13 protein-coding genes are annotated in these 12,985 nt (G+C 42.7%); 7 read left to right on the top strand and 6 right to left on the bottom strand.

All coding sequences use genetic code 11. The features are described 5' to 3' along the window. The first annotated feature begins 15 nt into the window (after positions 1 to 15). On the top strand, positions 16 to 1,002 hold the full coding sequence (locus MKZ02_RS03615) for a sigma-54 interaction domain-containing protein (RefSeq protein ID WP_340851901.1): 987 nt from the start codon (positions 16 to 18) through the stop codon (positions 1,000 to 1,002). Continuing rightward, positions 999 to 1,802, top strand: coding sequence for a carbon-nitrogen hydrolase family protein (locus tag MKZ02_RS03610; RefSeq protein WP_340851900.1), 804 nt, complete (start codon positions 999 to 1,001; stop codon positions 1,800 to 1,802). The genes MKZ02_RS03615 and MKZ02_RS03610 overlap by 4 nt, the downstream gene beginning before the upstream one ends. Before the next feature lie 145 nt (positions 1,803 to 1,947). On the opposite strand, the gene MKZ02_RS03605 is transcribed toward MKZ02_RS03610, so the two are convergent. The 3 genes from MKZ02_RS03605 to MKZ02_RS03595 form a co-directional block, all read right to left on the bottom strand. Further along, a complete protein-coding gene (locus MKZ02_RS03605) occupies positions 1,948 to 3,306 on the bottom strand; it encodes an IS1182 family transposase (RefSeq protein WP_120032260.1) in 1,359 nt (452 codons plus the stop codon). 315 nt (positions 3,307 to 3,621) lie between these two features. Further along, positions 3,622 to 4,548 carry a GDSL-type esterase/lipase family protein gene (locus tag MKZ02_RS03600; RefSeq protein ID WP_340851898.1) on the bottom strand — a complete coding sequence of 309 codons (927 nt, stop codon included), beginning with the start codon at positions 4,546 to 4,548 and terminating at the stop codon, positions 3,622 to 3,624. 32 nt (positions 4,549 to 4,580) lie between these two features. After that, positions 4,581 to 6,323 carry a sensor domain-containing protein gene (locus MKZ02_RS03595; RefSeq protein ID WP_340851896.1) on the bottom strand — a complete coding sequence of 581 codons (1,743 nt, stop codon included), beginning with the start codon at positions 6,321 to 6,323 and terminating at the stop codon, positions 4,581 to 4,583. Positions 6,324 to 6,500: 177 nt separating this feature from the next. On the opposite strand from MKZ02_RS03595, the gene MKZ02_RS03590 reads away from it, so the two are divergent. Further along, positions 6,501 to 6,974 carry a hypothetical protein gene (locus MKZ02_RS03590; protein WP_340851895.1) on the top strand — a complete coding sequence of 158 codons (474 nt, stop codon included), beginning with the start codon at positions 6,501 to 6,503 and terminating at the stop codon, positions 6,972 to 6,974. Between the two features lie 57 nt (positions 6,975 to 7,031). Here the strand turns inward: MKZ02_RS03590 and dat are convergent, their stop codons facing one another. Then, positions 7,032 to 7,943: a D-amino-acid transaminase gene (dat, locus tag MKZ02_RS03585; protein WP_340851894.1), complete on the bottom strand. Its 912-nt coding sequence runs from the start codon at positions 7,941 to 7,943 to the stop codon at positions 7,032 to 7,034. A gap of 154 nt (positions 7,944 to 8,097) precedes the next feature. On the opposite strand from dat, the gene MKZ02_RS03580 reads away from it, so the two are divergent. Then, complete coding sequence (locus tag MKZ02_RS03580) at positions 8,098 to 9,108, top strand: NADP-dependent oxidoreductase (RefSeq protein ID WP_340856314.1); 1,011 nt, start codon at positions 8,098 to 8,100, stop codon at positions 9,106 to 9,108. Positions 9,109 to 9,348: 240 nt separating this feature from the next. Then, a complete protein-coding gene (locus tag MKZ02_RS03575) occupies positions 9,349 to 9,822 on the top strand; it encodes a GyrI-like domain-containing protein (RefSeq protein ID WP_340851892.1) in 474 nt (157 codons plus the stop codon). 43 nt (positions 9,823 to 9,865) lie between these two features. On the opposite strand, the gene MKZ02_RS03570 is transcribed toward MKZ02_RS03575, so the two are convergent. Beyond that, entirely contained in the window at positions 9,866 to 10,681 is an 816-nt protein-coding gene (locus tag MKZ02_RS03570; RefSeq protein ID WP_220702328.1) for a ZIP family metal transporter, read from the bottom strand. A gap of 217 nt (positions 10,682 to 10,898) precedes the next feature. Between MKZ02_RS03570 and MKZ02_RS03565 the strand changes: the two genes are divergently transcribed. Both MKZ02_RS03565 and MKZ02_RS03560 read left to right on the top strand, forming a co-directional pair. Then, positions 10,899 to 11,654: an AAA family ATPase gene (locus tag MKZ02_RS03565; RefSeq protein ID WP_340851891.1), complete on the top strand. Its 756-nt coding sequence runs from the start codon at positions 10,899 to 10,901 to the stop codon at positions 11,652 to 11,654. Positions 11,655 to 11,736: 82 nt separating this feature from the next. Continuing rightward, positions 11,737 to 12,012, top strand: coding sequence for a hypothetical protein (locus MKZ02_RS03560; RefSeq protein WP_259455642.1), 276 nt, complete (start codon positions 11,737 to 11,739; stop codon positions 12,010 to 12,012). Positions 12,013 to 12,069: 57 nt separating this feature from the next. Here MKZ02_RS03560 and rbsB read toward each other — a convergent pair whose 3' ends face one another. Beyond that, entirely contained in the window at positions 12,070 to 12,984 is a 915-nt protein-coding gene (rbsB, locus tag MKZ02_RS03555) for a ribose ABC transporter substrate-binding protein RbsB (RefSeq protein ID WP_340851890.1), read from the bottom strand. Position 12,985 lies beyond the last annotated feature (1 nt).

Genomic DNA, 12,985 nt, shown 5'->3' with positions numbered 1-12,985 from the left:
AGGAGTGAAAGGAAATTGACTTCACTAGAAGACTATTCAGTAAATACATCGGCTGGTCCATTAATAGCAAAATCAGAAAAAATGAGAAAGATCATTAACGTCATTCACCGCATTGCTAATGTCGATTCAACGGTTCTTTTGCTTGGCGAGTCCGGAGTCGGCAAAACCATGCTGGCAAAATACGTTCATCAGCAAAGCATGCGACACGAACAACCTTTTATTTCTATTAATTGCAGTACACTTCCTGAAAACTTAATAGAATCTGAACTATTTGGCTACGAACCGGGATCATTTACGGGTGGAAAAAGAGAAGGAAAAACAGGACTCATTGAATCAGCTGAAGGCGGTACGCTATTTTTAGATGAAATAGCTGAACTTCCTTTTGCGGCACAATCAAAGTTACTGGAGGTTATTCAAGAGAATAAATACCGGAAAATCGGAAGTATTCATGAGAAAGCAGCTAATATCCGGATTATCGCAGCAACGAACAAAAATTTAAAAGAGCTCGTGCAAAAAAAAGGGTTTCGGGAAGATCTCTATTACCGTTTATACGTAGTTCCCTTAATGGTCCCCCCTCTTCGTGAGCGCCATGACGAAATTCCGTACCTCTCTCAATATTTTGTGCAGAAATTCAACCAAAAATATCATCGGCAGTTCAATCTGTCGTCCCTGCTGATGGAGAAGTTTCAATCCTACAACTGGCCCGGCAACATTCGTGAATTAGAAAATACAATTGAACAAATCGTTGTCACCCAATCCGATCAAACAGGCGAAAGCTGGCTTCTAACAGACGCTTTAACCGATACTGTCTTTTTGTCTAAAGAACATATCCTTCCGCTGAAACAAGCGAAACAACAATTTGAAAAAGAGTTAATTTTGCGTGTGTACCATTTATATAAAAGCACTTATAAAGCAGCAGAAGTGCTACAAGTCGATCAATCAACGATTGCTAAAAAACTAAAGAAATATCGAGAAGAAGAGAAAAAAGGAGTAAAACCATGATTAAAATCGCTATTGCACAGTTGCGCTGCGAATTAAAAAAGAAAGAAGCAAATTTAAACCGAATTTTACAAACAATCGAGGAAGCAAAGGAAAAGCAGGCAGACTATGTACTTTTTCCGGAGTTATATTTAAGCGGGTATGCACTAGATGAAGACTTATATTCTTTGGCAGAGCCAGAGAATGGAGAAAGTATCCGACGCATTCAGCTGCAGGCTAAATCCAGCAATGTTGGCGCTATCGTAGGCTTTCCAGAACTAGATAACAGCCTCTTGTATAATTCAGCTTTATTAATTGGGAAAAATGGCAACATGCTTGGGAAATATCGAAAGGTTCATTTATATCATCAAGAAAAACAATGGTTTACAGCCGGAGATTCCTTTCCTGTATTCTCCCTTCCGGAAGGAGATGTCGGCCTTATGATTACCTATGATATGGAATTTCCGGAGGCTTCTCGGATATTAGCTTTAAAAAACGCTCAGCTTCTACTCGTACTTGCAGCTAATATGCTTCCTTATCAGCATTATCAGGACGCCTTTTTACGTGCCCGTGCCCTAGAAAATCATATCTATATAGGAGCGGCTAACATGGTTGGTTTAGACAGTGAGAATATCTTTTTTGGTGAAAGCCAAGTTGTTCACCCTAGCGGCAAGACCATATACAAAGGACGAAACAATGAAGAACTGCCTGTTCTTCCCATCAATTTAAAGGAAATCAACCGCGAGCAGGGGCTGCTCAATTATTTGCAAAACCGTCGTCCAGATGTGTATCAATCTGAACAACTAGAGGCCAATAAAAATTGAAACAGCAAAAAAGCCTTCCTAATGATTAGGAAGGCTCAGTTTGTCGACAAAAGGGGTTCGGAATAGTCTTATTCCGAACCCCTTTTGATTTTTCGGTAGTTTTAAAGCCCTTCGAGAGAAAGATAGACCTCTCCGAGGTCATCATTTAAGCCATTTCTGGTTCTCGCCAAGTCCAGCTGGCCATTTTCTTGAGATTCATGGCAGCGAAAGTAAGCATCGCTTGCATCGACAATTTTTTAAGTCCCCTTAACGTTGTCCAACGCATGCCATGCTTTTCTTTTGCATCTGCGAATACACGCTCAATCGTTTCTTTTCGCTCCGCATAAATCGCTTTAACTTCTTCGTGGTGGCGAAGATGGTCGGCCTCTTCCATATATTTCTGCCAAATATGGCGTGTCACCACTTTTTGATGATCTCTGCTTTCCGTGCATTTAGCTAAAAAAGGGCAGGAGGTACAAACCTGTTTGGGTGATCTGTATTCACGATAGCCTTCCTTATTCGTCGTTGAGTAATTCAATACTTCCCCTGCCGGACAAAGGTAACAGTCAAAATGTTCATCGTACACATAGTCATGCTTTCTGAAGAAGCCCTCTTTTGTGCGCGGCCGTGTATAAGGCAAAGCAGGTGTCATGCCGTTTTCCATTAAATAACTGGCAATGGCAGGTGTTTTGTAAGCTCCGTCTGCACCAACAGCTTTAGGTTTTCCTACCTTTTCTATCACTTTCTCCATTAACGGCTCTAAGATTTGGCTGTCATGTGTGTTGCCTGGTGTGACCATTGTGCCAATTACGAATCCCTTACGGTCTGCGGCCGCGTGAAAGGAATAGGCAAATTGTTTGGTTCGTTCGTCTTTAACGTAGTAGCCACTGTCCGGATCGGTTGTACTTTCCTTGATTTCTTTCGTTTCTTCTTTATCGAACTTATCTGGCGGGAACGGCTTTTTTCCATGATCCTCTCGGTCCTGATTAATCTCTTCTTGGAGGCGTTCCTGATACGCGCGTGTTTCTTTGCGAACCATTTTCTTTTCAAATTTACGCTTATTCGCGCTAGCTTTTACATGAGTGGAATCCACAAAAACGTGCTCCGCACTAATGAGCTTTTTCTCGGCAGCTATTTTTAAGATACGATAGAAGATCTGTTCAAACAGGTCGGTATCTTTAAAGCGACGCTCGTAGTTCTTACCGAAGGTAGAGAAATGCGGCACTTTATCATGGAATCCATAACCGAGAAACCAGCGGTAGGCCATATTCGTTTCCACTTCCTCGATCGTCTTGCGCATGGATCGAATGCCAAAGGCATATTGGATAAATGTTAGTTTAATTAAAATAATTGGATCAATGCTTGGGCGGCCCACTTCCGCATACAATCCTTCCACCAAGTCATAAATAAAAGAGAAATCCATCGCTGCCTCCATTTTACGGACCAGGTGATTCTCTGGTACAAGCTGGTCTAGAGCGATCATTTCTATTTGATTCCGTTGGATTGGATTGTTTTTCGAAAGCATCTTTCTCACCTCAAGTGTTTGATCTATTTATTTTAAAACAGGTATGGTTGTACGGCTACTCTAACTTTGTAACCCCTGTTGATTGAAATGGATGGCGCAAAGACTCCTGCGGGATCAGCGGGACAGGTGAGACCCCGCAGGCGCTTTCGCGGCGAGGAGGCTCACCGCCCGCCCCGCGGAAAGCGAAGCGCCTGGAATGGAAATCAACAGCCCCCATTCACAAGCAAAATAAAAAGGACTGTAGACAAACTCTAGAATTTCATTGAGTTTGTCTACAGTCTGAGCCTTCCTAATGATTAGGAAGGCTTTTCCCCTTTAAGTATATTCACCGCGCTTACAGCTTTTCCCCTGTTCTTTGGCAGCTGTTTTTCCATTCTCCTTTTTCGCTGGCTTCTCTTTCCTGCTGTTCTCTGAAGTTTCTCTGCTTGCTGATCGGCTGGGATGGCTTTTTTTCAGCTTAGAAAAAGGCACTGGCGCTGGCAGCTGCGATAATATACTTGTCGGAATTAGTCGGCTTCCAGGCGCATACACTTCGATGAAGCTGTTTGCCATCTCCAAATAACCGCCTGGTGCCGGATGCACATCTGCCGGGTTAGGAATAAGCGAACGGGCATTTGTTCCGAACCGCCCAGAAACCGGTACGAAATAAGCACCTGCTCTTTTTGCTTCCTGCTCAATAATTTCATTTAAAAGCGTCAGCTGGCTTGCAACGGATGGCTTCTGTTCTTCTTTCACATGAGGGAACGGAAAATAATAACCCATGACATAAATATCCGCCTGCCGATTCATTTTTCGTATCTTTTCAAATATTTTTACATAGTTTTTTCGTACCCCGTTAAGTGCAAAAGCCACTGGGATAGGCTGGTAGCTTAACATCCTCCGGGTAGAGTCGTTTTGAATAAGCGGCAGCATATCGTTTGCTCCCGCAGAAATGGTGATCAAATCGGCTGTTTTGATCAAGGCCTGTGCTTCTTTCTTTTCCAACTGCTCCAATACTTGTCCGGTTGAATACCCGGGAAAAGCCAATTGCTTTGAAAAGCTAGATAACTGTCCCGTTTGCTGCAGAGACAGGGCAATTAAGTCTGTATAGCTGGCACCGATTTCTTTATGAGGTGTTTGCCCTGCAGCGAGCGAATCACCAAGCGCCACATACCGAACTCCGTCTGCTTCCCCATTAAGTGGAAATAAGGAGGCGACCAGTAGAAAAACAGTGACTACACTTAGAAAAAACCGTTTCTTCATAAAGACCTGCCTTTCCATTTTATTAAAGTGCATTATTTAACTTGGCTGTTTCTCATGTAATTTAAAAAAGCATCAGCATCCAGCGGGCGGCTGATAAAGTACCCTTGAGCGGTGTCACAATCGGCTGATTCTAAAATTTTCATTTGCTTTTCATTTTCTACCCCTTCAGCGACGATCATTAGCCCTAAATTTCGAGCAAGACTAATCATCGCTTTAGCGATGGCCTTATCAGCTTCTTCTTCCTCAATGTTTTGAATAAATGACCGATCGATTTTCAAGGCATTCATCGGAAACTGTTTTAAATAGCTAAATGAAGAAAAGCCCGTTCCAAAATCATCAATTGAAATAGACACTCCAAGCTGCTGCAATCGAAGAAGAATCACTGCCGCTTCCTTTGGCTTTTCCATTACTGTACTTTCGGTTAATTCTAATTCAAGGGCAGCCGGCTCCAAGCCTGTTTCCTCTAAAATCTGGGCCGTAAGCTCGGCAAAGTCCTGCTTTTGGAATTGCACGGCCGACACATTAACACTCACTTTTAAATGAGTATACCCCATCTCATGCCATTCCTTGCATTGACGACAAGCCTCCCGCAGTACCCACTCTCCTAAAGGAACAATCAATCCCGTTTCCTCAGCCAGTCCAATAAATTCTCCCGGATAAATTAACCCTTGTTCACTATTCCAGCGAACCAACGCCTCCACACCGTATAACTCTTTTGTCCTAATGGATATTTTGGGCTGATAGTGAAGAAGAAATTCTCCCTTTTCCAACCCTTGAGAAAGCAGAATTTCTTTTTCTAAACGCTGATTGGCAGACTCTTTCATCGAAACAGCAAAAAATTGATAGCCATTTTTTCCACTATTTTTCAAAACATTTACGGCGAGGTCGGCATGAACCAAAAGCGAATATAAGCTTTCGCCATCACGCGGGTAAACGCTGACACCAATGCTTGCCGATATAGGTACTTTTTTTTCTAAAACAACGAACGGCTGGCGAAATAGCTCCAACAGTTTTTCGCATAGCTCCGAAATCTCACTTATACAATTTGCGCGGGAAACGAGAAGCGCAAACTCGTCCCCGCTAATACGCGCGGCTAAGATATTTTCTGTTTCAAGTGTTCGCAAACGGCGGGCTGTTTCTTGAAGAAGCAGGTCACCCGCCTCATACCCAAGGCTATCATTAATCTTTTTAAAATAATCTAAATCGAAAACAAGCAGCGCCGATAACCCTTCCTGATCAGTCATTAAATAACCGTCACCATAATGCTCGATATAGCGACGGTTTGGCAAACCAGTTAGCGGATCATAAAACGCCAGCTTTGCCAGTTTTTCTTCTGCTTCTATTCGTTCACTAATATCAAAAGAAAAGCCGAGCAAATATTCTTCGCCATCCTCTTCGCCTTGAATAATGGTTGTACCCGCAAGCATATGGGTCGGATTTCCATTAAAGTCTACAATTGCCTCTTTCATTCTCAATTGTTTAGACTCCCATATTTCAAGGTCGTTGCAGCGTATTTCCTCAGCGACAGAAGGGGAGAAAAAGTCGAACGAGGTCTTGCCAATCAGCTCGTGGAGTTCTTTGCCATTTTTCTCACAGGCCAGTTTATTAGCAAAGAGCGTCCGCCCGTGCCGATCTTCCAAAAAGATATGAACCGGCAAAGCATCTAATATACTGATGTTTAACGGAGACATAGCACGGATCAAACCAGCAAACGCTTCTGCCTGGTGGAAGGCGTTCTTTTTCTCTTCAGCGCTACCCTGTTTGGATGGATTCATGAGCGTTTCTCCCCTTGTTATAAAATAGGTAATTTTTTGTCGAAATATTACATTTTTCTTTCATTTTACCAGAGGCGATACAAAAAGTAATTACTAAAGTCACGAAATTTAAGAAATAGCGGCGTTTTGGGTATGTTATAATGAAGGCTTATTCTACCTTTAAACTTTGGAGGCACTATGCTGAATTTCAATGAAAAATTGTCGATTATTGAATCTTTTCCTCAACTTCAACGGAAAAATGTCTCTCTCGGCAGGGTCAATTTTCAATTTGCCGACAGTGTGTCAGAAAAAAAGAACATCGTCTACCATCTTCACCCGAATGGAAATGGTTTTGTATATGCGGGAGAATTGGCTGGTTATCCCACAGATGCCAAAGGGATGGTAAATATCCGTGAATTTTCTGCTGAGGAATTAAAGCAGATTATCCATGAATCCATTCAATCCCTTTCTCCAAGAACAGTTGAAGAAGAAGCCGTCGCAGGAGATGCCTATGAAGAAACATGGGTTAATAGAGACGGCCAGACTCTTCTTCTAGTGGAGGAAGAAGATATGTGGAATGTGTATGCCGGTTTGAATTTAGACGGCACCTTTAACTCTTACGGAGAAGCCATTCAATACTTAGATGAAGAAGGTTTCCATCTCTTGTCTTAATAAAAACCCAGGCCTCCCTGCATAAAGCAGCAGAAAGGCCTGGGTTTTTATGAAACTTTATTTCGTTTTTTGTTGAAAGCATTCGTGTAGCCGACCAGTAATAGAACCCGGCCGTCCATTCCCGATCTCACGTCCATCAGCAACAGTCACGGCAAGAACTTCTGAGGTCGTACTCGTTAAAAAGACTTCGTCCGCCTGATAAAGCTCTTCAGGTGTAAAATCTTTTTCCACAAACGGAACTCTTAATTCCTCCGCCGCTTCTTTAACCGCGAGGCGAGTAATCCCAGCCAAAATCCGGTTGGAAAGAGGGGTTGTTTGTATCTTTCCGTCTTTTACAATAAATACGTTTGTACTCGATCCTTCTGTAATCCGGCCATCCCGCACGAGTACTGCTTCAAAGCAGCCCTGCTCAAAAGCCTCCTGCTTCGCTAAAATATTTGGCAATAAATTTAATGATTTAATATAGCAATTTTGCCAGCGCTCGTCAGGCAGCACCGCTACTTTAACTCCTTCTCTGCGCATGCTCTCCGATAGCTCTCGAGCCGGCTTCACCGTCATCGAAATAGAGGCTGGACACTTTGGAAACAAATGATTTCTGGGCGCTATCCCCCTCGTTGCCTGTATATAAAGATCCGCTTGAGCCAAGCCGCTTTTTTCTACTAATTGCAGGATCAGTGCTTCCAGCTCATCTGGTTCTTTTCCAATCTCCAGCTTAATGGCCTTAGCACTCATATATAGGCGGTCAAGATGTTCTTTCATCATAAACGGTTTGCCTTGATAGAAACGAATAACTTCATATACCCCGTCGCCAAATTGATGGCCTCGTTCATCAATCGGAATTACCGGATCGTCTACGCCGACAATTTTTCCATTAAAATATGCCAATGCCATCATCGGCACCTCCTTTTTTACAAACAAGAAAAGTGGTCCTCTCACTGAAATGTATGCCTTTTTTAGCAATACATTCATTGAAAAGCTCTCCTTTTTATTATACATAAAAACAAACATACCTAAGTAAAGAAAGACCCTGTGGCTTTCAGTGATTTTTATGAGAAACCTGTACGTTTGTTTCAAGAACAAACGGGTAGGATAAGGGAAAAGAAAAGAGGGGGAAATGACATTGATGAAAAACCGTGAAATACTTTTTTTAAAACGCCCCGATGGCGAACCAACAACCGAACACTTGTCTGTTCAGGAAACCTCTGTTCCGGAATTATCAGAGGGAGAAGCACTCGTCCGGCTACTATATGTATCAGTCGATCCGTATATGCGCGGTCGGATGAATGAAGGAAAATCTTATGTAGAGCCCTTTCAGTTAAACCAGCCTATCGAGGGAGGAGCAATAGCTGAAGTAATAGAGTCTCAATCTGACCAGCTGCAGGAAGGAGACATTGTAACTGGTTCCCTCCCATGGAGAGAATACACAACCATTCCCGCTGAATCTGTTCGTAAAATAGATCCAGCACTTGGACCGATAACAACTTCTCTGCATATTCTCGGCATGACCGGCCTTACTGCCTATTTTGGGTTAATGGATATTGGCCGGCCACAAGAAGGAGAAACAGTGGTTGTTTCTGGTGCAGCGGGTGCTGTCGGTTCTACTGTTGTCCAAATCGCTACTATTGTCGGCGCCAGGGTGGTAGGGATTGCGGGCTCCGATGAAAAAGTTCAATTGTTGAGACAGCTAGGGGCTGATGCCGTTATTAATTATCAAACAGAGGATGTGAATACGGCACTTATGGAAGCCTGTCCAGATGGTGTGGATGTGTATTTCGATAATGTCGGCGGTGACATCTCTGACGCCGTATATCCGCTCCTGAACAAATTCGCCCGGATCATCCAATGCGGAGCCATCTCTTCCTATAATAAAAGAGAGGATCACGGCCCTCGCATTCAGCATTACTTAATTAAGTCCAGCGCCTTGATTAAAGGCTTTACTGTTGGGGATTATCGTGAACGCTATCCGGAAGGCTTTCAACACCTATCCAAGTGGCTTCAAGAAGGCAAACTTACTTATGAAGAAACCATTACAGAAGGATTTGAAAATATTCCGCAAGCATTTTTCGGTTTATTTACAGGCGAAAATATCGGCAAGCAGCTTGTAAAAGTAAATGAGCCCTCCCATAAAGAGTAAACAGTTAGCCTGCAAGCAAGACTCTGCGGCTCGTAAATGATCGGCTATGATCAGTAAAATTTCTATCTGATCAGTAATTTATTTATTCCCTGCAACTCTATACGTTTAAAAAGCCGGCGTAAAAACCGGCTTTTCTAATGAACAAATCATTTTTTATAATTTTCAATTTATTGTAATTATTCTCCGGAATTTTATTGTAAAATAAAAGAACAAGCAATTATTTTAAGCGGAGGTGTCCGAATGATCCCGAAAGTTGTCGAAATTGAGGAGATCAAAGTAATTGGCTTGCAAAAAACATGTCAGACTACTGACCTAGAAACGGAGAAAGCAATACTTTGGAAACAGTTCAAGCAATTTGCTAGTGATATTTTAGATCAAACAAACGGTGAATTAATGGAGATTTGTCGCCAAAAACAAGGAAGCCTAGTGACACACTGTGTTGCCCTGGAAGTAAACAACGTTGATATTGTGCCCGCAGGCATGATTAGTTTTAATATTCCTCCCCAAAGCTATATTTATATGAAGCACAATGGATACACTCACACATTATGGAAATCTCTTAATGAAATAAAACAGTGGGCCAAGGAGCATCACTGCCGCCTGGATCCAAATCAATTCATGATTCATGTAAAAATTTCTGAAGAACCTCCTGTACACGAGCTATATGTAAAGCTTGAAGACAAAAAGAGGGAATCTACCGAAATTGTTGTTTAAGCCATAAAAGCCCCGTACCTTTTGCTGGTAACGGGGCTTTATATTAACCGAGAGCCACATCCAATATCATCATGACCGTAAACCCTGCCATTAAGCCCAGCGTTGCCCAATCTTTGCTGCCGGCTGATTGTGATTGCGGAATCAACTGTTCGACAACAACAAAGATCATGGCACCCGCTGCAAATGCAAGGGCATAAGGCATAATGGGCTGTACAGCGAGCACAGCAGCGGCTCCAATTACAGCAGCAACCGGCTCTACAATGGCAGACAACTGGCCATAATTAAATGCCCGCAGTCGCGACATCCCTTCTCCCCTTAATGGAACGGAGAGCGCAGCGCCTTCCGGCATATTTTGGATGCCAATGCCGATAGCGAGCCCGAGAGCCCCTATTACAGAGGCTTCTCCGAGACCAATGGCTGCGGCCCCAAATGCCACACCAATAGCCAGCCCTTCAGGAATATTATGGAGCGTAATGGCAAGGAAGAGCAGCATTGATTTAGGCAAACCAGTCTTCGGTCCTTCTGCTTCATTTTCTGACAAACCAGAATCCAGGTGAGGAACAACAAAGTCTAGCAGCCTGATAAAAAGGCCGCCAAGCAGAAAGCCAATTGCAGGCGGAAGCCACGGGATCTGCCCGTTTTGTTCACTGAATACGATGGAAGGAGCTAAAAGAGACCAGAAAGAAGCAGCAATCATGACACCAGCAGCAAAACCAAGCATCGTATTCATTACATTTTGATTAATGTGGCGAAAGAAAAAAACAATGGATGCCCCTAACATCGTTAATCCCCATGTTAATAAACCGCCAAGCAATGCTTGAACAGCCGGATTCAAATTGATGAACCAGTCCATTACCATCCGAATCTTTCCTTTCTGACAAGCCGTTATATTCTATAATATGGTGAAAGTGAAATATTATCTAGCTTATTTTTCCCTAGGCAAACTTTTATTCTCAATCCCAATTCTTATTAAAGCATTTAGCAGCTGCCTGATTTATTTTATTATTTATTAAATAAATGGGTGTCTTAAATTTTTTTGTTACACTAATGGAAAACAGATAGGACGGAGGATTTAAATGATCAGTCAATTGGATAGTCCGTTCATAAAAAAAGTTCAATTTAAGACGGAGAGTATCCCTTCTTTCGATGAATATCCTTTTCATCTGCCTTTTATCCAATCAGCAGGAATTGAATTTCATCCCCGGGTTACTTACATTATTGGAGAAAATGGAATGGGCAAATCTACTTTGCTAGAAGCAATAGCGGTTGCTTCTGGTTTTAATCCGGAAGGAGGTACGTTTAACTTTAACTTCTCCACCCATGATTCCCACTCTGAACTTGGGAACTATATAAAGCTTATCAAAGGTATAAAACGTCCCAAAGACGGCTTCTTCTTAAGAGCGGAAACTTTTTATAATGTGGCAACAAACATTGAAGAGTTGGATAGCGAGCCAGGCGGAGGCCGAATCATTGATTCTTTTGGGGGGAAATCGCTTCATCGGCAATCACATGGTGAATCTTTTTTTGCGGTATTTAATCATCGCTTCAGAGGAAATGGCCTTTATATTTTGGATGAGCCTGAGGCAGCTCTTTCACCATTAAGGCAGCTTTCCATGCTTTCGAGGATGCATGACTTAATGATGGCAAACTCTCAATTTATTATTGCTACGCATTCCCCGTTGTTGATGGCGTATCCTGATTCTAAAATACTAGAGGTGACTGAAGACGGGCTATGTGAGAAACCACTCGAAGAAACGAGCCATTATGTTATGATGAAACAATTTTTCGATGATAAAGAGCGACTGCTTCATCATTTGCTTCATACAAATTAGCATAGCTTTCACCTCTTGCCGCAGCCATATAAGCGCCTTAGCACTAATAAACTTTTAAAGAGAAAACGGAGGAGGGTTGAAATTGACTATTTCTCTCATTATTTTGGTGGTCCTATTTGCTATAGGGATGATTTTTTCAATGAATTCCAATCGAAAATGGAAACTGGTGCGGACTGTACATGGCCATGAAAGCTATTATATGGTAGTCGGGAAGCTGAAGAGTAATGGCGTTTCCTATAAAACTAAAACTCCGATTAACTTCGGACACAGAAGTTTTAGCGATAACACTCAATATGATATTTATGTAAAAAAAGAGGAGGAACATAAAGCTATTACAGCCTTGCGGGAGCAGCAATAATACCATTCACAAAAAAGGCCGGCAGAGAGCTTTTTCTTCTCTGCCGGCCTTTTTTATTTACTTCGTTACCATTTTCAATGGAGCTGGCATGGTTTTTTCTACTTTCTTTCCTTTCATTGTATCTCCGGCCGCCTGCACAGCGAGCTGGCCGATGAGTTCCGGCTGCTGTGCAACTGTCCCTGCTAGCTGACCAGCCTTTACAGATTTAATAGCATCGTCATTGCCGTCAAACCCAATAACAAGAATGTCCTTGCCGGAGCTTGCAATGGCTTCAATCGCTCCAAGTGCCATTTCATCGTTATGGGCAAAAACTGCCTGAATATCTGGATGACCCTGCAAAATGTTTTCCATGACATTCAATCCTTTGGTCCGGTCAAAATCGGCTGATTGCTTGGCAACAACTTTTAGCTTTTTATCTGCTGTTAAATGGAAGCCTTTTCCTCGCTCACGTGTAGCGGATGCTCCTGGAACTCCTTCGAGCTCAGCTACCTTCGCTCCTTCTCCAAGCTTCTCAACGATAAAATCCCCGGCCATCTGTCCGCCTTTTACGTTGTCTGAAGCGACAAGGGTCACGGTGTCTCCTTTGTCAGCCGAACGATCAAGCGTGATCACTGGAATACCGATGGCGTTCGCTGATTGCACCGCTGTAGAAATAGCGGATGAATCAGTCGGATTGATGAGCAACACATCAACACCTTGCTGAATTAAATCTTCCACATCATTCACTTGTTTTGCGGAATCGTTCTGTGCATCTACAATGATTGTTTCCATATGGTTCTTCTTCGCTTCTTTGACCACTCCGTCTTTTAAAGAAACGAAGAACGGATTGTTTAACGTCGATACAGATAAACCAATTTTTATATCTTCAAGCTTGTCTTTTTTCGCCGGCTTGGCCCACTGAGGTGGCTCAAGCGAGCAGCCTCCGAGCATAAATAACGAAAATGACAGCAAAATGATCCATAATTTTTTCAAG

This window comes from Pseudobacillus sp. FSL P4-0506 (genome assembly GCF_038003025.1).
In the GTDB taxonomy this organism is placed as follows: Bacteria; Bacillota; Bacilli; order Bacillales; family Domibacillaceae; genus Pseudobacillus.
Note: the sequence above shows the minus strand (reverse complement) of the source record. Positions and strands in the feature narration are given on the sequence as shown.